Origin of the sequence: Nonomuraea sp. NPDC050786 (assembly GCF_040654115.1) — a bacterium.
In the GTDB taxonomy this organism is placed as follows: Bacteria; Actinomycetota; Actinomycetes; order Streptosporangiales; family Streptosporangiaceae; genus Nonomuraea.
Window position 1 is genome coordinate 196,792 of the sequence record NZ_JBFAHJ010000010.1, and the last position, 22,328, is coordinate 219,119.

The 22,328-nt window shown below is 70.9% G+C and carries 24 protein-coding genes; 12 read left to right on the forward strand and 12 right to left on the reverse strand.

The window, feature by feature from the left end:
• The first annotated feature begins 32 nt into the window (after positions 1-32).
• From AB0H84_RS20975 to AB0H84_RS21000, 6 genes are read left to right on the forward strand one after another with little or no spacing between them, the layout of a single operon-like run.
• Positions 33-1,058 carry a LacI family DNA-binding transcriptional regulator gene (locus tag AB0H84_RS20975; RefSeq protein ID WP_357606340.1) on the forward strand — a complete coding sequence of 342 codons (1,026 nt, stop codon included), beginning with the start codon at positions 33-35 and terminating at the stop codon, positions 1,056-1,058.
• Complete coding sequence (locus AB0H84_RS20980) at positions 1,051-1,932, forward strand: ribokinase (RefSeq protein WP_357606343.1); 882 nt, start codon at positions 1,051-1,053, stop codon at positions 1,930-1,932. Before AB0H84_RS20975 ends, AB0H84_RS20980 begins: the two co-directional genes overlap by 8 nt.
• Positions 1,922-2,293, forward strand: coding sequence for an RbsD/FucU domain-containing protein (locus AB0H84_RS20985; protein ID WP_357606346.1), 372 nt, complete (start codon positions 1,922-1,924; stop codon positions 2,291-2,293). Before AB0H84_RS20980 ends, AB0H84_RS20985 begins: the two co-directional genes overlap by 11 nt.
• Positions 2,294-2,307: 14 nt before the next feature.
• A complete protein-coding gene (locus AB0H84_RS20990; RefSeq protein WP_357606349.1) occupies positions 2,308-3,276 on the forward strand; it encodes a sugar ABC transporter substrate-binding protein in 969 nt (322 codons plus the stop codon).
• The gene (locus tag AB0H84_RS20995; RefSeq protein WP_357606352.1) at positions 3,273-4,760 is read left to right on the forward strand and encodes a sugar ABC transporter ATP-binding protein; all 1,488 of its coding nucleotides are present in this window, start codon (positions 3,273-3,275) and stop codon (positions 4,758-4,760) included. The genes AB0H84_RS20990 and AB0H84_RS20995 overlap by 4 nt, the downstream gene beginning before the upstream one ends.
• Positions 4,757-5,755, forward strand: coding sequence for an ABC transporter permease (locus AB0H84_RS21000; protein ID WP_357606355.1), 999 nt, complete (start codon positions 4,757-4,759; stop codon positions 5,753-5,755). Before AB0H84_RS20995 ends, AB0H84_RS21000 begins: the two co-directional genes overlap by 4 nt.
• A gap of 34 nt (positions 5,756-5,789) precedes the next feature.
• Here AB0H84_RS21000 and AB0H84_RS21005 read toward each other — a convergent pair whose 3' ends face one another.
• A complete protein-coding gene (locus AB0H84_RS21005) occupies positions 5,790-6,131 on the reverse strand; it encodes a sensory rhodopsin transducer (protein ID WP_357606359.1) in 342 nt (113 codons plus the stop codon).
• Positions 6,132-6,479: 348 nt separating this feature from the next.
• On the opposite strand from AB0H84_RS21005, the gene AB0H84_RS21010 reads away from it, so the two are divergent.
• Complete coding sequence (locus tag AB0H84_RS21010; protein WP_357606362.1) at positions 6,480-7,265, forward strand: class I SAM-dependent methyltransferase; 786 nt, start codon at positions 6,480-6,482, stop codon at positions 7,263-7,265.
• 29 nt (positions 7,266-7,294) lie between these two features.
• Here the strand turns inward: AB0H84_RS21010 and AB0H84_RS21015 are convergent, their stop codons facing one another.
• Both AB0H84_RS21015 and AB0H84_RS21020 read right to left on the reverse strand, forming a co-directional pair.
• Positions 7,295-7,951 (reverse strand): DUF6069 family protein, encoded by a 657-nt coding sequence (locus AB0H84_RS21015; RefSeq protein ID WP_357606365.1) that lies wholly within the window; start codon positions 7,949-7,951, stop codon positions 7,295-7,297.
• Between the two features lie 91 nt (positions 7,952-8,042).
• The gene (locus tag AB0H84_RS21020; protein WP_357606370.1) at positions 8,043-9,722 is read right to left on the reverse strand and encodes an aromatic amino acid ammonia-lyase; all 1,680 of its coding nucleotides are present in this window, start codon (positions 9,720-9,722) and stop codon (positions 8,043-8,045) included.
• A gap of 243 nt (positions 9,723-9,965) precedes the next feature.
• Here AB0H84_RS21020 and AB0H84_RS21025 point away from each other — a divergent pair, with 243 nt between their 5' ends.
• Positions 9,966-11,330: a HAMP domain-containing sensor histidine kinase gene (locus AB0H84_RS21025; protein ID WP_357606373.1), complete on the forward strand. Its 1,365-nt coding sequence runs from the start codon at positions 9,966-9,968 to the stop codon at positions 11,328-11,330.
• Between the two features lie 110 nt (positions 11,331-11,440).
• Here the strand turns inward: AB0H84_RS21025 and AB0H84_RS21030 are convergent, their stop codons facing one another.
• Complete coding sequence (locus AB0H84_RS21030) at positions 11,441-12,286, reverse strand: AraC family transcriptional regulator (protein WP_357606376.1); 846 nt, start codon at positions 12,284-12,286, stop codon at positions 11,441-11,443.
• 138 nt (positions 12,287-12,424) lie between these two features.
• Here AB0H84_RS21030 and AB0H84_RS21035 point away from each other — a divergent pair, with 138 nt between their 5' ends.
• The 3 genes from AB0H84_RS21035 to AB0H84_RS21045 all read left to right on the forward strand — a co-directional run bounded on the left by AB0H84_RS21035 (position 12,425) and on the right by AB0H84_RS21045 (position 15,755).
• Entirely contained in the window at positions 12,425-13,408 is a 984-nt protein-coding gene (locus AB0H84_RS21035) for a DMT family transporter (RefSeq protein ID WP_357606379.1), read from the forward strand.
• Positions 13,409-13,524: 116 nt separating this feature from the next.
• Positions 13,525-15,111, forward strand: coding sequence for a flavin monoamine oxidase family protein (locus tag AB0H84_RS21040; protein WP_357606382.1), 1,587 nt, complete (start codon positions 13,525-13,527; stop codon positions 15,109-15,111).
• Positions 15,112-15,125: 14 nt separating this feature from the next.
• On the forward strand, positions 15,126-15,755 hold the full coding sequence (locus AB0H84_RS21045) for a Rid family hydrolase (protein WP_357606385.1): 630 nt from the start codon (positions 15,126-15,128) through the stop codon (positions 15,753-15,755).
• Between the two features lie 55 nt (positions 15,756-15,810).
• Here AB0H84_RS21045 and AB0H84_RS21050 read toward each other — a convergent pair whose 3' ends face one another.
• The 3 genes from AB0H84_RS21050 to AB0H84_RS21060 all read right to left on the reverse strand — a co-directional run bounded on the left by AB0H84_RS21050 (position 15,811) and on the right by AB0H84_RS21060 (position 18,061).
• The gene (locus tag AB0H84_RS21050; RefSeq protein WP_357606388.1) at positions 15,811-17,355 is read right to left on the reverse strand and encodes a DUF4038 domain-containing protein; all 1,545 of its coding nucleotides are present in this window, start codon (positions 17,353-17,355) and stop codon (positions 15,811-15,813) included.
• Positions 17,355-17,519 carry a hypothetical protein gene (locus tag AB0H84_RS21055; RefSeq protein ID WP_357606391.1) on the reverse strand — a complete coding sequence of 55 codons (165 nt, stop codon included), beginning with the start codon at positions 17,517-17,519 and terminating at the stop codon, positions 17,355-17,357. Before AB0H84_RS21055 ends, AB0H84_RS21050 begins: the two co-directional genes overlap by 1 nt.
• Before the next feature lie 116 nt (positions 17,520-17,635).
• Positions 17,636-18,061 (reverse strand): nuclear transport factor 2 family protein, encoded by a 426-nt coding sequence (locus tag AB0H84_RS21060; protein ID WP_357606394.1) that lies wholly within the window; start codon positions 18,059-18,061, stop codon positions 17,636-17,638.
• Positions 18,062-18,499: 438 nt separating this feature from the next.
• On the opposite strand from AB0H84_RS21060, the gene AB0H84_RS21065 reads away from it, so the two are divergent.
• On the forward strand, positions 18,500-19,063 hold the full coding sequence (locus tag AB0H84_RS21065; RefSeq protein ID WP_357606397.1) for a hemerythrin domain-containing protein: 564 nt from the start codon (positions 18,500-18,502) through the stop codon (positions 19,061-19,063).
• Between the two features lie 88 nt (positions 19,064-19,151).
• On the opposite strand, the gene AB0H84_RS21070 is transcribed toward AB0H84_RS21065, so the two are convergent.
• The 5 genes from AB0H84_RS21070 to AB0H84_RS21090 form a co-directional block, all read right to left on the reverse strand.
• On the reverse strand, positions 19,152-19,511 hold the full coding sequence (locus tag AB0H84_RS21070) for a hypothetical protein (protein WP_357606399.1): 360 nt from the start codon (positions 19,509-19,511) through the stop codon (positions 19,152-19,154).
• Positions 19,498-19,875 (reverse strand): hypothetical protein, encoded by a 378-nt coding sequence (locus AB0H84_RS21075; RefSeq protein ID WP_357606402.1) that lies wholly within the window; start codon positions 19,873-19,875, stop codon positions 19,498-19,500. Before AB0H84_RS21075 ends, AB0H84_RS21070 begins: the two co-directional genes overlap by 14 nt.
• Entirely contained in the window at positions 19,872-21,101 is a 1,230-nt protein-coding gene (locus tag AB0H84_RS21080) for a divalent metal cation transporter (protein ID WP_357606405.1), read from the reverse strand. The genes AB0H84_RS21075 and AB0H84_RS21080 overlap by 4 nt, the downstream gene beginning before the upstream one ends.
• Complete coding sequence (locus AB0H84_RS21085; RefSeq protein WP_357606408.1) at positions 21,098-21,532, reverse strand: hypothetical protein; 435 nt, start codon at positions 21,530-21,532, stop codon at positions 21,098-21,100. The genes AB0H84_RS21080 and AB0H84_RS21085 overlap by 4 nt, the downstream gene beginning before the upstream one ends.
• A gap of 169 nt (positions 21,533-21,701) precedes the next feature.
• Positions 21,702-22,313, reverse strand: coding sequence for a TetR/AcrR family transcriptional regulator (locus AB0H84_RS21090; RefSeq protein ID WP_357606410.1), 612 nt, complete (start codon positions 22,311-22,313; stop codon positions 21,702-21,704).
• Positions 22,314-22,328 lie beyond the last annotated feature (15 nt).

A 22,328-nucleotide genomic window follows, 5' to 3' on the forward strand; every position in this document is an offset into this window, starting at 1 on the left:
CTGCATCAACACGAGTAGATGGGACTTGCGTAGTGGTCACACGCCGCGATGTGGCGCGGCTGGCCGGCACCTCAGATGCCGTCGTCAGTTACGTGCTCAACAACGGGCCGAGGAACGTCGCCCCGCACACCCGCGAACGGGTGCTGCGCGCGATCGAGGAGCTCGGCTACCGGCCGAACGCCGTCGCCCGCTCGCTGCGGACCAGCCGCACGCACACGATCGGGCTCGTCGTCCCCGACAACGCCAACCCCTTCTTCGCCGAGCTGGCCCGCGAGATCGAGGACGTCGCCTTCGAGCACGGCCTGACGCTGCTGCTCGGCAACGCGATGGACGACGACGATCGCGAGGCCGCTTATGTGCGGACCCTGATCGACCGCCAGGTGGACGGGCTGATCCTGATTCCCGCCCACGGCCCGCGCGCCTGGCGGTCCCAGCTGGCCGCCTCCGGGGTGCCGTGCATCGTGCTCGACCGCAAGCTCGACGACATCCCAGCCAGCCACCTGCTTCTCGACAACGAGGGCGGCGCGTACGAGGCGACCGGTCACCTGCTCGCGCATGGGCAGCGGCGCATCGGCTGCGTGGCGGGGCCGGACAACATCCACCCGACCGTCGACCGTGTCGCCGGCTGGTCGCGGGCGCTGACCGAAGCCGGTCTCGACCCGGCCTCGATGCCCGTGGCCCACGGCCCGTTCGGGCGGCGGCAGGGTTACCTCAGCGGCCGCCGGCTCCTGTCGCAGGAGAACCGGCCCACGGCGCTCTTCGTGACGAGCGACGAGCAGGCGATCGGCGTCATGCGCGCCGCGGCCGAGCTGGGGCTGAGCGTGCCCGGCGACGTCGCGCTCTGCTCGTTCGACGGCATCGCCGCCTCCTCCTACACCGTGCCCGCGCTCACCACCATGCGCCAGCCGATCGAGGAACTGGGCAGGCGCGCGGTGGAGCTGCTGGCGGCACAGATCGGTGACTCACCGGCAGGCGAGCGGGTCGTCCTGTCCGCCACGCTGATCAGGCGCGGTTCCTGCGGCTGTCCCGACCCGGTCGGCGGGGCCGACGATGCGTGAGCTGGAGCTGGTCGTCGTCGGCAGCCTCAACATGGATCTCACGGTCCCGGTCGCGCGCCTGCCCGGCAGGGGCGAGACGGTCGCGGGCGCCGCCGCGGTGTGGGCCGCCGGAGGCAAGGGCGCCAACCAGGCGGTGGCCGCCGCCCGGCTGGGCGCCCGGGTCCGCCTGGTGGGCCAGGTCGGCGATGACGCTCAAGGGCGCGACCTGCTCACCGCCGTGGCGCGCGAGGGCGTGGACGTCTCAGGCGTACGCCGGGCTGCCGCCGCCACCGGGCTGGCGATGATCGTGGTCGAGGAGGGCGGCGAGAACATGATCACCGTCGCCAGGGGCGCCAACGGGCTGCTCCGCCTCCCCGACCTCGACCTCACCGGCGCCGACGCGCTCCTGCTGCAGCTGGAGATCCCGGTGGCCGCCTGCTTAGCCGCCGCCCGGCAGGCCAGGGCGCACGGCGTACCGGTGATCCTCAACGCCGCCCCGTGCACGCCAGGCCTCGACGAGCTGCTCGCCCAGGTGGACCTGCTGATCGTCAACGAGAGCGAGGCCGCCGCCCTGTGCGGCGACGCCGACCCCGCCGCGCTGCTCGCCCTCGGGCCGCGTGCCGCGGTGGTGACGCTGGGCGAGCGCGGGGCGCGCGGCCAGGACGCGTCCGGCGCCTGCCAGGTGTCCTCCTTCCCGGTGCCCGCGGTGGACGCGGTCGGCGCGGGGGACACCTTCTGCGCGCAGCTCGCGCTCGCCCACGCCGCCGGCCTCCCCCTGGCCCAGGCGGTACGGCGGGCCTGCGCGGCCGGCGCGCTGGCCACCACCGGCCACGGCGCCCAGACCGCCATGCCCACCGGCGACCAGGTGGAAAGGCTGCTCGCCCATGCGTCATGACGGCCTCTGGCATCCCCGCCTGCTGCAGATCCTGTCGGCGGCGGGCCACACCGACCTCATCGTGGTGGCCGACCCCGGCCTGCCTGTCCCGCCCGGCGTCGAGACGGTCGACCTCGTCTGGCGGCGGGGCGAACCTGCCTTTCTGCCCGTACTGGAAGCGGTGCTCGGCGAACTCGTCGTCGAGACCGCCTACGTCGCCGAGGAGTCGCCCCCCGGCTTCCTCGACGGCCTGCTGACAAGAACAGAACGTATCCCCCATACCCGGCTCAAGGAACTCACCGGCCGGGCCCGCGTGGTAGTGCGCACCGGCGAGGCGACGCCGTACGCGAACGTCATCCTCCAAGCGGGCGTCCCCTTCTGAAGGAGAAGCACCAAATGAACAAGAAGATCCTCGCCGTGGCCGGTCTGGCCCTCGCGCTGACCGCCTGCGGCAAGGAGGGCGGCACCACCGCCCAGCCCGCCGCCGCCCCCAAGGCGGGTGAGAAGCCGAGCGTCTGCCTGGTGATGAAGTCGCTGGCGAACGAGTTCTTCCAGCAGATGCAGAAGGGCGCCGAGGAGCACGCCGCCAAGCGCGGCGATCTCACCCTCAGCGTCGTCGGCATCCAGAACGAGACCGACATCGACAACCAGGTCGCCGCCGTCGAGAAGTGCGTCACCCAGCAGGCCAAGGCGGTCGTGATCGCCCCCGCCGACTCCCGCGCGCTGATCGCGCCGATCAAGCGCGCCGTCGACGCGGGCGTGAAGGTGGTCAACATCGACGTCCAGCTCGACGAGGGCGCGATGAAGGCGGCCGGCATCGGCGACAAGGTGCCCTTCGTCGGCCCCGACAACCGGGAGGGCGCCAAGCAGTCGGGCATGGAGCTGGTCAAGGCCATCGGCAAGGGCGCCGAGGTCGTCATCCTGGAAGGCAACCCCGGCGCGGCCAACGCCGCCCAGCGCAAGGCCGGCTTCGAGGACGCGATCAAGGAGGGCGGGCTCAAGCTCGTCGACTCCAAGACCGCGCACTGGGAGACCGACGAGGCGCACACCGTCTTCGGCAACATGCTCAGCGCGCACCCGAACATCAAGGGCGTGCTGGCCGGCAACGACAACATGGCACTCGGCGCGCTGAAGGCGATCGAGGAGCAGGGCAAGAAGGACCAGATCAAGGTCGCCGCGTTCGACAACATCCCGGCCATCGCCCAGTACGTCAAGGACGGCTCCGTCGTGGCGACCCTCGACCAGTACGGCGCGCAGCAGGCCGCCAACGGCATCGACTACGCCATGAAGATGATCGCCGGCGAGAACATCAGCGGCTGGCAGAAGACCGAGATCAAGCTCATCACCAAGGACAACGTCGGATGATGACGGTTACCGGCCTCGTCAAGCGCTTCCCCGGTGTGGTGGCGCTTGACGGGGTCGACCTCGACATCCGCGCGGGCGAGATCCACGCCCTCGTGGGCGAGAACGGCGCGGGCAAGTCCACGCTGGTCAAGGCCCTGGCCGGGATCCACGCGCCGGACGGCGGAACCATGACCATCGACGGCGCGCCGTACGCCCCGGCCGGCGCGGCCGACGGTCTGGCCGCCGGGATCTCGGTGGTCCACCAGGAGCTGGCGCTGCTGCCGTACCTCACCGTGGCGGAGAACCTGTTCCTGCGCGCGCTGCCGCGCACGGCGGGCGTCGTCGACAGGAAACGGCTGCGCGCGGACGCCGCGCGGCTGCTGGCCGAGATCGGTCTGGACGTCTCGCCCGACACGCTGGTCGAGCGGCTCGGCATCGCGCAGATGCAGCTGGTGGAGATCGCGAAGGCGATCTCCACCGACTGCAAGCTGCTGATCATGGACGAGCCGACGGCCACGCTCACCTCGCGCGAGGCGGGACGCCTGTTCGGCATCCTCCGGGCGTTGCGCGAGCGCGGCGTGGCCATCGTCTACATCTCCCACCACCTGCAGGAGGTGCTGGAGCTGGCCGACAGGGTCACCGTGCTGCGCAACGGGCGCAGCGTCGAGACCCGCGAGATGGCCGGCGTGACCGCGCCCGACCTGGTCAGGTTGATGGTGGGGCGCGACCTCGCACAGGAGTTCCCGGTCAAGCCGCCGACGACGCCGGGTGAGGTGGCGCTGAAGGTGCGCGATCTCAAGGTCGCCGGCTTCGAGGGGCCGCTCTCCTTCTCGGTACGGCGCGGCGAGGTCGTGGGGCTCGCCGGGCTGGTCGGCTCCGGCCGTACGGAGGCGATGCGCGCGATCTTCGGCGCCGACCCCGCCTCATCCGGAAATATCGAGCTTTACGGCAAGAAGGTGCACATCCGGCACCCCCAGGACGCGGTACGGCACGGCATCAGCCTGCTCACCGAGGACCGCAAGTCGCAGGGCCTCGTCCTCGACCTGCCGATCAGCGCCAACGTCACGCTCGCGAAGCTGCGCGGATTCCTGGTGCGCTTCGGCCAGGAACGCTCGCTCGCCGAGGACCTCGGGCGGCGACTGCACCTGCGCTCCGCGGGCGTCGGCCAGCACGTGCGCACCCTGTCGGGCGGCAACCAGCAGAAGGTCGTGCTGGCCAAGTGGCTCAACGCCGGATCCGACATCCTGATCGTGGACGAGCCCACCCGCGGCATCGATGTCGGCGCCAAGTACGAGATCCACGAGCTGCTGCTCGGCCTGGCCGCCGAGGGCAAGGCCCTGCTCGTCGTCTCCTCGGACCTGCCGGAGCTGATGGGCATCTGCGACCGCATCCTGGTCTTCTCCCGCGGCAGGATCGCCGGCGAGGTCACCCGGGCGGACTTCGACGCCGAGCACATCCTCACGCTGGCCTACTCGGGCTATCTCAAGAATGGTGAAACACAATGATCAAAAGGCTCGTGCTCGGCGAGGCCGGCATCGGCGTCGCCCTGGTGGTGCTCGCGGGCTTCTTCGTCATCGCCGCGCCGAACTTCGCGACCGAGCAGAACATGCGCAACATCATGACCCAGATCACCTTGAACACCGTGCTCGCCGTGGGCATGACGTTCGTGATCCTGGTCGGCGGCATCGACCTGTCGGTCGGCTCGTCGATGGCACTGTGCGCGGTCGTGTCGGGCACCATGATGGCCGGATCCGGCTCCGCCGTGACGCTGGTCGGCGCGATCCTGGTGAGCGTGCTCGTCGGCGGCGCGGTCGGCTGGATCAACGGGTTCGTGTCAGAACAGTGGCGGGTGCCCTCGTTCATCGTCACCCTGGCCATGCTCAACGTTGCGCGCGGGGCCGCCGAGCGGTACACCGACGCGGCCACCATCTACGACCTGCCCGCCGCGCTCAACGACTTCGGCACCATCACCCTGGCGGGCGTCCCCGCGGTGTTCTGGGTGGCGCTGCTGCTGGCCGGGGCCGGTTGGTTCGTGCTGTCGCGGACCGTCTTCGGGCGGCTGATCTACGCCACCGGCAACAACGAGGAAGCCGTCCGCCTGTCCGGCCACAAGACCTCCCGCATCAAGATCGCCGCCTTCATGATCGCCGGATTGACCGTGGGTATCGCGGCCATCCTGTACATGGCCCGGCTCAACATCGCCAGCCCGATCCTGGGCCAGGGCTACGAGCTGAACGCGATCGCCGCCGTGGTCATCGGCGGAGCCAGCCTGATGGGCGGGCGCGGCTCCATGGTCGGCACGTTCCTCGGGGCATGTCTGCTCGGCGTGCTCACCAACGGGCTGCTGCTCATGGGCGTCTCCGACTTCGAGCGGCAGATCATCACCGGGCTGGTGATCCTGGTCGCCGTGGTGCTGGACGCGTACCGGCTGCGGCTGGCCCGCAAGCTGGCCGTCACCCAACCCGCGCAGGCACTCACCCCGGCACCGGTCTCCTCCTGACCGTCTGACCAGCTGAGGGGCGCTGCTCGGCCGGTCAGAGAGGAGCGGACGAGGACATCCTCGCGCGGGCTTCCGACGCCTCCTCGCCCGACCGCTGAGTGAGATGCACGACCATGGTCGCGTCTGACACCACCACGACGGAGTAAGGGGTGTCGGGGGTCAGGGCGTCGGAGTCGACCAGGTCGTCCAGGCTCAGGGCCCGCGTGCGCTGCGCGGGCACCATCGAGCGGAACGGGCCGAGCGGCGTCTCGCCCTCGGCGCAGAGGGTGAGCTCGACGTGGGCGGTTGTGGGGCTGACATTGTCCAGGTGGAGTAGGTCGCCCGGAACGCACCCATCGGTGACGGACATCTTCCGGGTCCCAACCACTGTGCTCATGCGCGACTCCCGGGTTCTTCTGCGACAGTCCTGGCTCTACCCGGATAAGCCGCCCTCTATCCGACACCACCGCCACGTGGCACCGGCGGCTCTAAGGTCGGAACGGTGGTGTTGTTGATCATCCGTGACTCGAAAGCGACTTGTTGACATCCACAGCTCCGTTGCCACCGCCGAGCACGCGACCAAGGAGGGGACGGGATCGCCTGGCGGTCGTCGGTTACATCGAGGGCGGTATCCGTCGCGCGTTATTCGGTCGACGGCCGGGCCCCTAGTTGTCATCATGCTCGCCATGACGATCGAGTCGCGGGAACGGGTACGGCGGTACTTCGACGAGTTCGGGGACGCCGAGTGGGACCGGCTCACTGGCGACGGCGGGGCCGGGTCAGCCTGGAGGTCCATCGCCGTTTCCTGGCGCGTTTCGTCCAGCCGGGCGACCGGGTGCTGGAGGTGGGGGCGGGGCCCGGCCGGTTCACCGTCGAACTGGCCGCTCTCGGCGCGACCGTCGTGGTCACCGACCTCTCCCCGGTTCAGCTGGCGCTCAATGCCGAGCACCTGCGGGGCACCGTGAGCGAGGCCGCCGTGGAGCGCCGGGAGGTGCTCGACGTCTGCGACACCAGCCGGTACGCCGACGGCGAGTTCGACCTGGTGCTCGCGTACGGCGGGCCGCTCTCGTACACCTTCGAGCACGCCGAGCAGGCGATGCGTGGCCTGCTGCGGATCACCCGGCCGGGCGGGCCGGTCGTCGGCTCGGTCATGTCGCTGCTCGGCGCCTGGCGGCACTTCCTCCCCGGGGTGGTCAAGGTGGCCGAGAGGATCGGCGAGGACGCCAACGACCGGATCCTGCGCACCGGCGATCTGCGCCACGAAGGCGGCCAGGGCATGGATGTGCACGTGTGCCAGATGTTCCGGCACCGCGACCTGGCGGCCCTGACGCGTGCCGCGGGTGGCGAGATCGTGGCGGCGAGCGCCAGTAACTGGGCCTCCCTGGGAGACCTGGACGTGCTGGCCGCGTTGGAGGCCGACCCTTCCCGGTGGGCCCGGTTCCTGGAGCACGAGGTGGCCGCCTGCCAGGAGCCCGGAGCCCTGGACGGCGGCACCCACATCCTGTTCGCAGCGCGCCACTCACATGGGTGACGCGTCCTGCCAGGGGCGGGAGGGCGGAGTCAGTCGTACGGGTCGTAGTCCCGGCGCTGGTGCCGGCGCTGCTCGTAATCACGGGACTGCTGGTGATCACGAGACTGCTCGTACCTGGGCTGCTCGTACCGGGACTGGGGCTGCTCGTATCCCCGCTGTTCGTATCCCCGCTGTTCGTATCCCCGCGACTCGTACCCGTGGGGCTCCTCATACGGATACGGCACCTGTTCGACGGCCGTGCGCCCGATGGTCGCCAGCAGCGACAGGACGGCGATGCCGATGATCAAGTTGATGGCGGCCGTGGCGATCTGCGGGACGATGTCCGCCGACTGCATGAACGGCAGGAACGTGATGATGACTGTGCAGAGCCCGCCGATCCAGCTGAAGAACTTGGCCGGCTCCGGCGTCGAGAGCATGAGGATGTAGAGCAGCAGCGTCGCGATGAGCGCGGCGGCGGCGGCCGAGATCGCGTATCCCGTGGTCGCCGCGCTGCCGTAGGCGGGCGCCCCGTCGGGGGTGAGCACGTGGATGCCGAGGAGCCTCTTGCTGATCATGACTCCGACGACCACGATCAGTGCGGCCACCACGGCCGCGGCCACGCCTCCTCCCCACACTTTCGCCGGGTTCACCCTCGGCCGGGTCGCCCCCTGGCGGGGGTCATAGCGATCATGGGAGGGGTATGACATGCGAATCACCCTTGTCGCGGATGCTGATCAGGCGCTTCGAGCACCTTACACGCACAGTCAAGAGGCGCGGACCGCCTGTGGCGTACGCATGTCAGCGCGAGACGGACGGCGTCAGGTACCCGTTGTGCACCAGCCAGACGGCCCGCTCCAGGTCAGGGCTCTGGTAGCGGTCCTCGCCCAGAGGTGCGACGTACCGCCTGATCTCTGTCAGGACGTTTCGCGTCACGGCGCCGAGCGGCAGGCCGGACATCTGCCGCGCGATGAGGTCGATGCCCTGGGCAGCCATGAGGTACTGGACCGCGAGGACGACCTCCAGCCGGTCGAGGTTCTCGTGCAGGTGCCGGGCGGAGGCCATGGCCATCGTGTTGTGGTCCTCCTGGCCGTCCTTGACCGGCCGGGACAGCGTTCCCGCCGGCGTGGCCCTGGCCTGCATCTCGGGGATCAGCGCCGCGGCGACCGTCTGGACCTGCACCATCCCGGAGTTCAGCCCGACCGTCCCGCCGGCGAGGTTCGCCGGCAGGCCGTAGCTCCAGCGGGGGGAGAGCAGCCGCCCCGACAGCTCCTGCGACAGAACCCCGATGTCGGTGATCTCCGCGTTCAAGGTGTCGGCGAGATGCCCCATGACGGAGCCGTCCCAGTTGCCGCCCATCACGAACTCGTACCCCGGGCCCTTTTCGCTCTTGAAGATCAGCGGGTTGGAGGTCGAGGAGTTGAACTCGCGTACGAGTGCCCGGCGCGCGTCGGCGAGCACGTGCCGCAGCCCGGCCATGATGTGCGGCGCCGCCCGCACCGACACCGCGTCCTGGACCCGCGGGTGGTAGTTCGCCGGGTCGAGGCGCTTGCGGCCCTCTTCCGTCATCCAGCCCGAGCCCGCCACCATCGCGCGCAGCCGCGCGGCGACCGCGTTCTCCTCGGGGATGTGGCGCTCCTTGTGGGTACGCGCGTCGAGCGATCCCCGTTCGGCCCTGGTCGCCTCCATGAACAGGGCGAACGCGGCCTCCGCCTGGTCGGCGAGCACGGTGGCCCGGTGCACGGCGTCCATCAGCGTGGCGGCCAGGACGGTGCTGCCGCTGATGATCGGCAGCGCCTCTCCTGCCTCGAACGTGAAGTCCCTGGGCAGACCGGCCTTCGGCAGCAGCTCGGAGGCGGGTCCCTCTTCGCCCCGGTAACGGACCGGCGCGTCCTCGCCGAGCGCCGCCAGCCCGGCCGCCGCCTGCGGCTGCAGGTCCCCGGTGCCCAGCGAGCCGACCTGCGGCATCCGCGGCACGACCCCGGCGTTGACCATGTCCAGCAGGCGCTGGGGCACCTCGGGCCGCACCCCGACGGTTCCTCTGGCCATCTGGTTCGCCTTGAGGATCAGGGCCAGCCTGACCACGTTGTCGGGCAGCGGCTCCCCGACGCCCGCGGCGTGGGAGCGCAGGACATTGCGCTGGAACTGCTCCGCCTGCTCCGGCGAGAGCGGCCGGTCCTTCAGCGGTCCGAGCGCCTGGTTCCAGCCGTAGACCCGCTGGTTGCCGAGGGCCGCCAGCGCTCCCGCCCGCGTCCTGCTCATGTTCGCCTGCGCCGCCGGTGCGAGCCGCGCGGTCACGGGACGGCCTTCGAGGATCGCGAAGGCGTCCTGGAGCGAGAACGACTCCCCGTCCAGCACCAGCTCCGCGACCGGTGCCGGCTCGACGAGGGACGGCTCGGGATCGGCGACGGCCTGGCCAGGGGGCACGCACAGGGCGGCGAACAGGCCCACGCCGGCGGCTGCATGTCCAATTCTGCTCATCGACTCAGTCCCACGGCTTCCATGACGAAGATCAATGTCGGTGCCATCCAGCCACGGGACGGGAGAGCGCCGGAGACGGCACGACACCGGCGGGACGAGTGCTGACGTGATCTCTACCGGGTTTTAGGACGGGCGCTTACCCGGCCGTCGGGCTGCGGCGAGTTTGCCGTCTTTGTCGGGGAATCTCCCTGGATTAGCGGCGAACGCGGGGAATATGGTCCCCTGATTGCCGGGGGAAGGCGCGTGAGCACACTGTTGCGCCGGTCGCTGCGGATACGGCTGGCACTGTTGGCCAGCATCGCCATGTTGCTGCTGAACGTCGTCGTCAGCGGCTTCGTGCTGTTCGGCCTCCGCAACGAGGTCGTCGACGCCCGGGCGCAGGAGGTCTCCAGCAAGGCGCTGCGGGTGCTGCTCATGGTCAAGCGCAACCAGCTTCCCCCGCAGGTGATCGTCCAGGACCTCGACGGCATCCAGGTGGTCGATCCGGTCGGGCGGGTGGTCTCCTCGACGCCGAACCTGTCCGGCCTGCCCCCGTTGACCAGGGCGATCCCGGACCGGAACCAGGCCAACGACGTCGCGGAGCTCTGCGACCTGCGCGCGTTCCCCGGCCGGTGCGAGGTCGCGGTCGCCATGCACGCGTACCAGCCGGACGGCCCATGGATCATCTACGCCTTCGACGCGGCGGTGCCCTGGTACGTCAGCCCGCAAGTGATCATCTTCCAGATCTGCGTGACGGCGCTGCTGACGGCGCTGACCTGGTTCGGCGTGTCGCGCGTCGTGGCCAGGACGCTCGCGCCCGTCCACAGCATCACGAAGAACCTGGCGAGGATCACCGCCGGCGGCGGCGGGATGCGCGTCCCCGTCCCGGAGAACGACGACGAGCTCAGGGCGCTGGCCGAGACCGCCAACCACACGCTGGAGCAGCTGGAGACGGCGATGCAACGGCAGGAGGCCGCGATAGAGCAGCAGCGCAGGTTCGCCGGCGACGCCTCGCACGACCTGCGCAGCCCGATCACCGCGATGCGCGCCCAGGTCGAGGAGGCCCTGCTCTATCCCGAGGACACCGACTGGCGCGAGACCGGCAACGAGGTGCTCGCCAGCCTGAACCGGCTCCAGGCCATCGTCACCAACCTGCTCACGCTGACCAAGCTGGACGCCGGCGCCCCCGACCGCCGCGAGCCCGTGGACCTCGGCGAGCTGGCCGCCGAGGAGATCGCCAGGCCGCGTGCCAAGCGGGTGGTCCCCAACCTGCAGTCGGGCGTGGTCGTCACGGCGGACCGGCTGCAGCTGGCCCGCCTGCTGACGAACCTGCTGGACAACGCCGAGCGGCACGCCGAGACGCACATCATCGTGACGGTGCGGCAGCAGGACGGCGAGGCGGTGCTGGAGGTCCTCGACGACGGCGCGGGCATCGCGCACGACAAGCGCGAGGTCGTCTTCCAGCGCTTCACCCGCCTGGACGACTCGCGCAGCCGGGACGCCGGCGGCTCCGGACTCGGCCTGCCCATCGCCCGCGAGATCGCCAAGGCCCACTCCGGGACCCTCACCATCGAGGACTCCCACACCGGCGCCCGGTTCGTCCTCCGCATCCCGGCCAGTGCCGGCTGAGCCTCGAGCCCTGAGCCTCGAGTCCTGAGCCTCGAGTCCCGTGCCGACCGAGTCCCGTGCCGACCGAGTCCCGTGCCGGCTGAGTCCCGTGCCGGCTGAGCCGTGGGGCGTCAGGCGGGGGTTCTCGCCAGCCGGTACTGGGTGGGCGTGACGCCGTACGAGCGGGTGAACCAGCGGGTGAGGTGGGCCTGGTCGGTGAACCCGGCCTCGCCGGCGACCTGGGCGGCGGGGTGCCCCTGGGCGAGCAGGCGGCGCGCGGCGCGCAGCCGCAGCTGGCGCTGGTACTCGCTCGGCGCCAGCCCGTAGACGGTCCGGAACGCCCGGTAGACGGCGTACCTGCTGGAACCGGTCCAGGCCGCGAGGTCGTCGGCGCCGATCGGGTCGGCGTAGCGGTCGTGGATCAGCTCGCGCGCCTTCGCGGCCAGGTGCGTGACGGCGGGTGCGCCGAGGGCGGCGGGCGGCCGGGGCGGCGTACGCGCGGCGAGGCTCACCAGAGCGGCGACGGTGGAGGAGAGCAGCTCGTCGCGCTCGAGAGGGCCGGCGCCGTGCAGCAGTGCGGTGTGCAGCCCGCGAAGCCGCGTCGCGAGCACGGGGGAGCGGAGGACCGGGGCGGCGAACAGGGGCAGCCCGGCGGGACGGCCGCCCATGTCCGCGAGCACGTCGGCGACCAGCTCCTGGCCGATGTGGACGATCCGATACGTGAAGCCGAACTCGTCGACCGCGTGTCCGTCGTGCACCTCATCCGGGTTGAACGCCATCACCATCCCGGCCGCGCTCGTGTGCCCGGCCCCCCGGCAGGTGAAGGTCTGCGCGCCGAGCTCGGTGACACCGAAGGAGTAGGTCTCGTGGCTGTGCCGGTGGTAGCGGTGGCGCAGGAACCGCGCGTACATGGCCTCCAGCGGCATCTCGGCCGAGCGCCAGTAGCTGGCCCACTCCTGCGCGGTCCTGCCGGTCATGCCGTCACCCCGCCCCGGCCTTCGGCGGCGCACGAGCGTACAAGACCGTGATGCCGGCTCGGGCGCAGGATGAACGCTGCCCCGGCGGCCGCCTGCGCGGCCGCCGGGGGCGGGATGTCGTGTTGCGGAGGGAACCCCATGTCAAGCACTGTAACGAGTGGCCCGGTAGGGAGCCGGCCGTACCTCCTGCTGGCCACGACGATGCTGCTGTGGGGGAGTGGGTTCAGCAGTTCCAAGGTGATCGTCGACCAGCTGCCCCCTTCCGTGGTCGCGGCGTTGCGGTTCGGCGGTGGCGCGCTGGCGCTCCTGGTCGCCCTGCGGCTCTCCCGCCAGGCCGGCGGCCGTCCGCGGCCGTCGCCGCGTGACTGGGCGAGGGCGGCGGGGGCGGGCGTGCTCGGCGTCTTCGTGTACAACCTGCTCTTCTTCTGGGGGCTGTCGCTGGCCCCGGCGATCGACGGGAGCACCATCGTCCCGGTCATGAGTCCCGTGCTGACCACGTCCTTCCTGCTGATCGCGGGCCAGGAGAAGGCGTCGGCGGCGCGGGTGGCGGGGCTGGCGACCGGGGCGGCCGGCGCCGTTATCTTCTTCGTGGGGTCGGGCGGGGAGGCGGGCGCGGGCCAGGGCCGGCTCGTGGGGGATCTGCTCTTCCTGCTCAGCGCCTGCTGCTGGGCGGCGTTCACGCTGTCCGGGCGCCGGGTGCTGGCCGGCATCGACCCGCTCAAGGCGACGACGTACGCGACGTTGAGCGGGGCGGTCCTGCTGGCGATTTACAGCGCGCCGTCGGCCGCCGAGGTCGCCTGGCAGGACGTGCCCGCCTACGTCTGGCTGAACGTCGCCTTCGTGGCGCTCGGCCCGACCGCGGTGGCGAACCTGCTCTACTACCGGGGCATCGGCGCCGTGGGCCCGGCCTCGGCGTCCATCATGATGTTCGTCGTCCCCGTCGTCGGGACCACTTGCTCCGCCGTCTTCCTGGGCGAATCGTTCGGTACGGTGCAGGCGGCGGGAGCGGCCGTCCTCCTGGTCGGAGCCGTCCTCGCCGTCACCCAGGGTCGGCTTCCGGTGCGGCGCCGCGCCGCCACGCCGGAACCCGCGCACACCACACAGGGCACAAACGACGCTTGAAGCTCACGTTTCACCACAAACGCGATGATCACCTTGAAACTCGCAAACAACACAAGAGCGGGTGATTGGCAACAAAGGGTCCCAACACTTACCTCCAGCAAACTTGGAGGTAAGTGTTGGGGCACAGCAGACGCGATTTCCTGTCCGCCGTCGGTGTTTCCGGCGGGGCAGGAGCGCTCTTCGCAACCATGGGCGCGCTCGGGCTCGCGCCGTCCGCCGAGGCGGCCACGAAGAAGATCTTCGGCCCGCCGCAGCCGTCCGACTTCTCGCTCACCGGGCGGTCCGCGAAGAAGGTGGTGATCCTCGGCGCGGGGATAGCCGGCCTCGCCACGGCGTACGAGCTGGGCAAGGCGGGCTACGACTGCACGATCCTGGAGGCGCTCGACCGGGTCGGCGGCCGGAACTGGACCGTCCGTGGCGGCGACCGCGTGACCGAGCTCGACGGCACCACACAGGTCGCGCGGTTCAGTGACGGCCTCTACCTCAACGCGGGCCCGGCCCGGCTGGCGCAGTGGATGGTCACCATGGACTACTGCCGCGAGCTCGGCGTGGACCTGGAGGTCTTCACCAATTCCAACGCCCAGGCCTACATCTACCACCAGAACATGTCCGCCCCCGTCCGCTGGCGTACCGCCAAGGCCGACGTGTACGGGTACGTCTCGGAGCTGCTGTCGCGGGCGACCGACGCGGGGGCGCTGGACGCGGCCCTCACCGCACAGGACAAAGAGCGGCTGATCGCCTTTCTGTCGAGCTTCGGGGAGGTCGGCGACAAGGCGAGCGGATTCAAGTACTCCGGAACCTCCCGCCGCGGCCACGGCGTGAACCCCGGGGCGGGCGAGCAGGAGGGTACGGCTCTCGGGCCGGTGCCGTCGCTGTCGGAGGTGCTGGCGAGCGGCGTCGGGCAGCGGTTCGCGTTCGAGTTCGGCTACGAACAGGCGATGCTGATGTTCCAGCCGGTGGGCGGCATGGACGCGATCCCCCGGGCCTTCGCCGACAAGATCGGGCGGCAGCGGATCCGGCTGCGGGCCAAGGTCACCAAGATCATCGATCTGCAGGACGGCGTGGAGGTGGAATATCAGGACCGCCACGGCCGTACCCAGAAGATCAAGGCGGACCTGTGCGTTGCGGCGATGCCCCCGCACATCCTCGCCAAGACCGCGCACAACCTCGGCGCGCAGGTCCAGGCCGCTCTCGCCACCCCGACCGTCGCGAACGCCGGCAAGATCGGTCTGGAGTACCGCCGTCGCTGGTGGGAGACGGACGAGCGCATCTACGGCGGCATCACCGCCACCGACCTCGATCTGGCCACGATCTGGTACCCCTCCTACGGGTACGGGGCGGCGCGCGGCATGGTCGTCGGCTACTACAACTTCGGCGCCCAGGCCGACGCGTACGCCGCGCTGAAGCCCGCCGAGCGCCAGCGCCGTGCGATCGAGCAAGGCATGAAGATCCATGGCGCGAAATATCGCGACGAACTGGCGTCGTCGGTGTCCATCGCCTGGAAGCTCCAGCCGCACATCGAGGGCGCGTGGGTGGGCTGGCCGTCCCGGCAGGGCGCGTACCAGCTCCTCGGCCAGCCCGCCGGGCACGTGTACTTCGCGGGGGACTGGCTGAGCTACCTGATCGCCTGGCAGGCGGGAGCCCTGGAGTCCGCCCGCAAGGTCGTCACCGAGCTGCACCAGCGTGTCATGAGCACCTCCTGAGAGGACACCACCGCATGAAGATCCGCGCCATCGCTCTCCCCGCGGCCGTCGTCCTCGCCCTCGGCACGAGCACGGCTGCCGCCACCCCCACCTGGTCGCCCCGGCCGCAGGAGGTCAAGCCGTTCCTCCCCGCGGGCAGCACCAACCCCGCGATCGCCGACGGAGTGGCGCTCGGAAAGCAGGTGGCCATGTACACCGCCAGCGGCCTTGGGCCGGGCGCGGCGAATCCCGCGGCCCCCGCCGACTCTCCCGAACGCTACGTCGATCTCCCCGGCGGAACCCTGCCCCCAGGCGTCACCGTCACCGAGGCCCAGGCCCTCAACGTGCTCAAGCGCATCAAGGCCAACCTCGCCGCCGCGGGGCTGGGCCTCACCGACGTCGTCTCCATGCGCGCGTACCTGGAGAAGCCTCCGGGCGCCGAGGCGGCCGACTTCGCCGGCTGGAACCGCGCCTACCGTCAGTTCTTCGCCAACACGGACCTGGCCACCGGACAGGCCGTTCCCGTCCCGCTCGGCACAGCGCCGCCCGCCCCGCCCATGGAGGTCAACCCGGCCCGCCCGGCCCGCGTGACGATCGAGATCGCCAACCTGCCGGTAGCGGGCTGGCTCGTGGAGGTGGAGGTCGTCGCCGCGTACAAGCACTGACCGCCCACTGGACCGGGCCGTCGAGCCTCAGCTCCGACGGCCCGGTAACGCCTCTTCAGTCGTGGAGGACGACCACGCGGGGAGCCTGGCATTCGCCGCCGATCTGCTGTCCGGGCTCGCGCTCTCCCTGCTCCAGAACGCGTCCGGTCCGCGGATCGACGATGCGGTAACGCGCCGGCAGCCCTTCCTCGCGCACCGGGCGGAGCGGGACGCCGTTCTCCTGGTAGATCAGGTGCAGGCGGCCGGGCACCCCCAAGGCGCGGGCCGTGTTGAAGGTCTCCCAGTCGGGCTCCATGTCGGTCGTGGGCAGCCCGTCCAGGATCTTGCCGAGGAGCCCGACGTACGTGGAGCCCTCGAAGTCGAGCGAGTCGCGCCAGCCGCCGGACGGCGCGAGGAAATACGCCGGGTGGCCGGGCTCGTCCTCGTGCAGTCGCCACTGCCAGATGTTGGCGGCGCCGTACACCACGCCCATGGTGCCTCCGGCGCACAGGTTGCTCCACGCCTCGTGGCCCTGCCACCAGCCGGCGGCGTTGTCAGTGGAGCGGGTCTGCTCGTAGGTCGGCTCGCCGTTCGCGACGGCTCTGACCGGGGTGTTGCGCCGCATGTCGGCGACCCGTTCGGGGACGTGCTCGCCGCGGTGGCCGGTCTGGCACCACTGGAAGTCCAGCCACTCGGCGTCCTGCCAGGCCCGGTTGTCGGCGTGCGGGCGGTAGTGGATGCCGGTCGGCTGGGCGTAGCAGTCCCAGGCGTGCACCTCGGCGCCGCCGGCCGGGACCTGCGGCTCGCGGCCTGAGCCGTCGGCTCCCACCAGGTACATCGCCGGGCGGGCGCCGTAGCGGGCCACGAGGTAGCGGCAGTAGCGGGCGTACTCGGCCGCCGGTACGACGGTGCCGGCCGCGTCGAGGCCCTTCCAGCCGAAGCCCTGGAAGACCGGCTGCAGGACGGGAACGATCTCGTGCTCCACCAGGATGTCCAGGAGCCGGTCCAGGTACTGGAAGTAGGCGGGGTCGAGCTCGTTGATGTGGCCGGTGGGCAGGTCCTCGAAGGCGACGCCGAAGCCCTCGTCGGCCGCACGGTCGCGCGGGCCCACGGCGCTCATGTCCGGTTGGACGGACATGAGCAGGACCGCGTTGAAGCCCTTGGCGTGCCGGTCGGCCGCGTAGACGCGTACCTGCCCCTCGGTGGCCCGCCAGGGCAGGGCCCAGGCGGTGTCGGCGACGAGGATCGCGGGGGTGCCGTCGGCGTGGACGAGGCTGCGCCCGCCCGGCGACATCCGCCAGAAGCCGTGCCGCCGGAACCGGTGTGCTCCCGGCTCGGCCTGCTCGACCTCGACGACCCCGCTCACGCCGCGCAGGCCGGGGTCGTCGAGTGACGCGCCGGCGCTCCAGTGCCACCGGCCGTGCGGGAGCGGCGAGCTGAAGCGGACGCGCCAGGTACGGCCGCCGTCGTAGAACGCGGGCCGGCGCAGGGTGAGCCCGCTGTCGTGGGTGAAGTCGGCCCAGACGTCGACGGCGGTGTAGGCGTCGGGGATGTCGGCCGAGGCGGTGAGGGTGATCTCCGCCTCCCGCCAGGCGCCCGCGACCCGCGTGACGTCTCCCATCAGCCGTCCACCTGCGCCGTGAGCAGCGCCTTGCGGGCGATGCGCTGCGCGGCTTCGATCGCCTCCAGCGTGGAGACGGGCGGGCCGTACCCGTCGGTGGCGTACCGGTCGCGGAACTGCCCGAAGTGCCACAGACCGGCGCCGGCGAGAGGTTCTGCCGTCATGCGGGTCTTTCTTCTATCCCTTGATCGCACAAATCGTGAATTCTATTCACTTCCGCCTGGCTATGCAGGCGGAATGTACATCGGGCGGCTGCGGCGGCTCGGGCGGCCGCCGCCGGTCAGCCGCGTTTCGCGGCCGGCCAGCCGTATCCCCAGCCGCCCTGGACCATGGTCTGGAAGGCCCAGCCGTCCTCGGTGCGGACCAGCAGATCGGCGTAGTGCATGCTCTCCTTCCGGTCCGCGATCGTCATCGTCGCCTCGGTCTCCACGACCACGAGGTTCGGGCTGATGAAGTGCGGCGTCCTCGTCGACTCCAGATCCAGCCCCGCCGTGCCCCCGCCCATGGCCTCCTTCATCGCCTCGATGTACTCCGCCCGCGTCCACTGCCGGACGGCCGCGTAGCCGTCGGGCACGTCGGTGGCCAGGTTCATCGGGAAGACGGCCAGGTCGGCCAGCTCCTCGATCGCGCCCTGCTCGGCCAGCGCGTCGTACTCGGCGAACCACGCCTCGACGCTCTTCAGTTCCTCGCCGCTCGGCTGATACATGCCTGCCCCTCTCTCTAACCGTACGATGTACCGTACAGCATACGGTAACGGCGGGCAAGGTCGTCCCCGGTCGCGTCGAACGAGGGGGATTCAGGCGCCCGCGGGCGTCCGGAGGGTGCTCAGGTCGCGGATCACCGCCGACAACCGTGGCACGATCGCCGCGCCGAGGCCGTGGCCGACCATCGACATGACCACACCGGCAGCCTCGGTCGCATGAAAGTGATGCGTGCTGAGCGGCGCGGCGGTCCCGAGGCGCTGACCCGCGCGGGCCTGGCGGCCCGCCGTACCGTCGGCAAGATCGTCCTGCGGAGCACCTGAGCCGGTCCGGCGCAGGTTTTGGCGGCTGCCTGAGGGAACGGGAGAGGCCAGAGTCCGCCGGGGCCGCTCGTGCCACGCCGGCGGGCCATGACCGCTGACGGCGCAACGAGGGGAGTCCGTGTGGACACGCAGCAGGATGTGATCGCGATCCTGGTCACCGACCACCGCGAGGTCGAGCAGATGTTCGCCAAGCTCGAGCACATGAAGGGCGGCATCAGCGACGAGGCCAAGACGCTGGCCGAGCAAGTGGTCATCGAGCTGGTACGGCACTCGGTCGCCGAGGAGGAGCACCTGTATCCGGCCGTACGCGAGCACGTGCCCGGCGGGGACGAGATCGCCGACCACGAGATCGCCGAGCACTCCGAGGCCGAGGAGACGATGAAGCGGCTGGAGGCACTGGAGCCGCGCGACGACGACTTCTGGCCCACCGCCGAACTCCTGATGCGCCAGATCCGCCACCACCTCCAGGAGGAGGAGGGCGAGCTCTTCCCGAAGCTGCGCGCCGCCTGCCCGCCCGAGCAACTGGTCGAGCTGGGGGAGAAGGTGCAGCGCGCCAAGAAGCTGGCCCCCACCAGGCCGCACCCGTCGGCGCCGGACACCCCGCCGGCGAACAAGCTGCTGGCGCCGGGGGCCGGCCTGGTGGATCGCGTCCGCGACGTCCTCAGCGGCCGGGGACGTTCCTAGCGGCCGAACGGACCGATGCGCGGATCCCGCCTCTCGAGCAGGCGGGATCCGCGCATGCGGTCGGTCACTTGTGAGGGGGGCGACCGCGTCAGGAAATGCGCTCCGAGTACAGATCGGACACGTGGGCCAGGTCGCGCTTGGGCACGCGCAGCAGGATGTCGGCGCCGTCGATCCGGTCGACCTGCTCCCACGGCACGTAGCGCGTGTTGTGGTGCAGCGCCCGTACCAGGACCTTGACCAGCCAGGGGCCCTTGATGGCCGGGCCGCGCTCGTAGCCGAACAGGCGTCCCGTGTGCCGGGCGACGACGATCAGGCCGGCGACGCGGAAGGCGTGCTGGACCTGCCGGAGCAGCGGGCCGTCCTGCACCAGCCGCACGTCGGCGACCTGTCCGACGACCTCGCCCGAGCTGTCGCGGACCGGGCTGCCGAGAAGGTCACTCAGCCTCATGCCGGGCTCCTGGGATGGGTTCGATCAGACGGGTGCGGACCCAGCGTTCGAGCGCGGGGCGTTCCAGATCGCCGCCGACGTGCACGGCGCTGGCGACGCGGCTGACGTCCGCCATGGGGATGCGGGGCGGGGCCTGTGCGCCGAGCAGGCGGGCTGCGCCCTCCATGAGCCTGCCGAGCACCCCTCCCATGCGCGGGCCGAGCGCGAGCGGCCCCATCAGGATGGCGGTGACGTACGGGCGGCCCTGGTCGTCGAAGTCCAGCTCCAGGTCGTCGACCTTGCACACCAGGCGGCCGTCGCGGTCGTGCACGACCTGGCGGTCGAGCAGGTGCAGCTGCGCGTGGAGCACGCGGGCCCTGGTCATTGGCCCGCCTTCGTGGCCAGCATGAGCGGGATGGCGGCGATCGACACCGCGACAAGAAGGATCATGAATATCGTGCCCAGGGTGTTGGAGAAGATGCCGTTCACCTTGTCCTGCATGTAGTCGCGATCGTTGGCGATCATCAGGACCGGCAGGTACGTCAGCGGCAGCGCCGCCGCCGAGAACACCAGCGAGTACTCGGTCACCATGATCGGGTCGATGGTGGTCAGGATCAGCGCCGTCGCCACGACCATCACCACGAGGATGGTGGCGTGGAAGCGGGCCGCCTCCCGGGGCCGGACGAACTTGCCCCACTGCCAGCCGAAGTACTGGCTCAGGGAGTACCCGGACGACAGCGCCACCTCGAGCGTCGCGCCGAACGTGGCCGCGAACACGCCGAGGATCACCAGCCCGAGCCCCACCTGGCCGGCCCCGAGGGCGACCGGCAGCACCATCTGGTCGAGGGAGTCCACCTGCACGTGCGCGGGCAGCAGCACCGTGGCCGCGCACGCCGCGATGGCCAGCGACAGCAGCCCGCCGAGCGGGAACCCGATCAGCACGTTCGCCCGCGAGACCGACAGGTCGCGGCGGGTCCACTTCTCCTCCACCCCGCCGGAGGAGAAGAAGAACACCTCGTACGGCGTCATCGCCCCGCCCAGCAGCGCGATCGCGTAGTAGAGGTAGGTGGGCACCCCCTCGTCCTGCGGCGGGGCGGGGTGGCTGGCCTGGTGCCACAGCTGCCCCCAGTCGGGCCCGAGCTGCCACAGCGCGACGACGAAGATCACCAGCGCCAGCCCGGCCAGCCCGAAGACCCGCTCCAGCGTCTCGAACCGCACCCGCCACATCACCAGCCACGCCGCGAACGCCACGGCCGGCACACACAGCAGGTAGTTGAGGCCGGTCGCCAGCTCCAGGGCCAGCGCCGCGCCGCCGATCTCCGCCGCGACCGTCATCACCAGGATGAAGAACGACGCGCCCAGGTTCGCCAGCCCCGCCCTCGGGCCGAGCCGCTCGCGTACCAGGTCGAACACCGCGCGCCCCGAGACGGCCGCGATCCGGCCGGACATCTCGGCGAAGACGCAGATGCCCACGACGCCCAGCAGCACCACCCACGCCAGCGACATGCCGAAGCGGGAGCCCACCAGGGCGTTGGCGACCAGGTCGCCGATGTCCACGAAACCGCCGATCGCGGTGAGGATGCCCAGCGTGATGCCCAGGAACTTTTTCATTCGTGATCGTCCTGGAAACGCCGCAGGCTCTCGCCCAGCTGTGCCAGCTCCCGTACCGCGCCGGACGGATCTTTCACGCGATCGCGCCTGACCTCCATCAGCAGGCCCGAGACGACCTTCTCGGCCTGCTCGGTGACCTTCAGCAACTGCTCGCCCAGCTGCTCGGCCCGCTCGGTCGGCGGCTGTACGCCGCCGAACTGGTCGTTGACCCCCTGCACCTGCTCGGCCGCGTTCGTCAGCAGCACCTTCAGGTACGGCCGGGTCAGCCGCCCGTCGCCGCCGACGGCCAGCCGCACCACCTCGACCGTCGAGCCGACCGCCTCCGCCGACGAGGCCGCCTTCAGTTCGTAGTCACGATCGTTCCACGCCGGGCTCGAACAGCCCGCCACCACCAGTACACCTGCCAGCACCGCCGGCCACGCCTTCCTCATGCACGCCGCCGCAGCACCACGTACGCGAGCACGCCCAGCAGAGCCAGGTACTGCCCCCACGCAGCCAGCAGGACAAGACCCTCGTCCATCATGGGAAGCCACTGCCCTGGTCAAGAACGTTTAGGCATACGGGCAGGTCCGGGCAGGTGCCGGTAAAGCCCCGGGCGATTCAGGGGCGGTGGGCGCGGACGATGAGGTCGGCCGCGTCGGCGGCGATGGCGTGGCGCCGTTCGGGCCGCAGCGGCAGCATCCCGTACGCGGTCTCGACCCGCCCCTCGGTGATCACCAGATACGCGAACTGGCGTGCCGCCCTGATCGGATCGGGGACCCGCAGCCGGCCGTCGCCGTCGCATGCGCGCAGGTAGCCGAGCACGTCGTGGTCCGCTGACGCCGAGCTCTCCCGCCACGTGCGCTGCAGCTCCGGATGGTGCGCCACCTCCGCGATGGTCAGCCGGTGCATCGCGGACACGCGGGGGGAGAGCGCGATGTCGAGGATCCGCTCGCCGAGCACGACGAGGTCTTCGCGGGGGTCGCCACTGAAGGCGATCGGAGGTTCGGCCGGCGTGACGCCCACCGACGACCTGGCCTCCTGGATCGCGGCGAGGAACAGCTGCTCCTTGTCGCCGAAATGGCTGTACACCGTCTGCTTGCCCACCCCTGCCACGGCGGCGATCGCGTCCACGCTCGTCCGGGCGTACCCCTGATCCGTGAACACCTTGATCGCGGCGTCGAGGATGGCCCGGCGCTTGACGGGGGAGCGCCGCGGGCGGTGCTCGGCCATGGTCTGTACCCACTT

Coding starts and splice junctions, on each gene's coding strand:
- AB0H84_RS20980 (WP_357606343.1), top strand. CDS start 1,051: ATGCGTGAGCTGGAGCTGGTCGTCGTCGGCAGCCTCAACATGGATCTC.
- AB0H84_RS20985 (WP_357606346.1), top strand. CDS start 1,922: ATGCGTCATGACGGCCTCTGGCATCCCCGCCTGCTGCAGATCCTGTCG.
- AB0H84_RS20990 (WP_357606349.1), top strand. CDS start 2,308: ATGAACAAGAAGATCCTCGCCGTGGCCGGTCTGGCCCTCGCGCTGACC.
- AB0H84_RS20995 (WP_357606352.1), top strand. CDS start 3,273: ATGATGACGGTTACCGGCCTCGTCAAGCGCTTCCCCGGTGTGGTGGCG.
- AB0H84_RS21000 (WP_357606355.1), top strand. CDS start 4,757: ATGATCAAAAGGCTCGTGCTCGGCGAGGCCGGCATCGGCGTCGCCCTG.
- AB0H84_RS21005 (WP_357606359.1), bottom strand. CDS start 6,131: ATGAGCACAGTGGTTGGGACCCGGAAGATGTCCGTCACCGATGGGTGC.
- AB0H84_RS21015 (WP_357606365.1), bottom strand. CDS start 7,951: ATGTCATACCCCTCCCATGATCGCTATGACCCCCGCCAGGGGGCGACC.
- AB0H84_RS21020 (WP_357606370.1), bottom strand. CDS start 9,722: ATGAGCAGAATTGGACATGCAGCCGCCGGCGTGGGCCTGTTCGCCGCC.
- AB0H84_RS21030 (WP_357606376.1), bottom strand. CDS start 12,286: ATGACCGGCAGGACCGCGCAGGAGTGGGCCAGCTACTGGCGCTCGGCC.
- AB0H84_RS21035 (WP_357606379.1), top strand. CDS start 12,425: ATGTCAAGCACTGTAACGAGTGGCCCGGTAGGGAGCCGGCCGTACCTC.
- AB0H84_RS21045 (WP_357606385.1), top strand. CDS start 15,126: ATGAAGATCCGCGCCATCGCTCTCCCCGCGGCCGTCGTCCTCGCCCTC.
- AB0H84_RS21050 (WP_357606388.1), bottom strand. CDS start 17,355: ATGGGAGACGTCACGCGGGTCGCGGGCGCCTGGCGGGAGGCGGAGATC.
- AB0H84_RS21055 (WP_357606391.1), bottom strand. CDS start 17,519: ATGACGGCAGAACCTCTCGCCGGCGCCGGTCTGTGGCACTTCGGGCAG.
- AB0H84_RS21060 (WP_357606394.1), bottom strand. CDS start 18,061: ATGTATCAGCCGAGCGGCGAGGAACTGAAGAGCGTCGAGGCGTGGTTC.
- AB0H84_RS21070 (WP_357606399.1), bottom strand. CDS start 19,511: ATGAGGCTGAGTGACCTTCTCGGCAGCCCGGTCCGCGACAGCTCGGGC.
- AB0H84_RS21075 (WP_357606402.1), bottom strand. CDS start 19,875: ATGACCAGGGCCCGCGTGCTCCACGCGCAGCTGCACCTGCTCGACCGC.
- AB0H84_RS21080 (WP_357606405.1), bottom strand. CDS start 21,101: ATGAAAAAGTTCCTGGGCATCACGCTGGGCATCCTCACCGCGATCGGC.
- AB0H84_RS21085 (WP_357606408.1), bottom strand. CDS start 21,532: ATGAGGAAGGCGTGGCCGGCGGTGCTGGCAGGTGTACTGGTGGTGGCG.
- AB0H84_RS21090 (WP_357606410.1), bottom strand. CDS start 22,313: ATGGCCGAGCACCGCCCGCGGCGCTCCCCCGTCAAGCGCCGGGCCATC.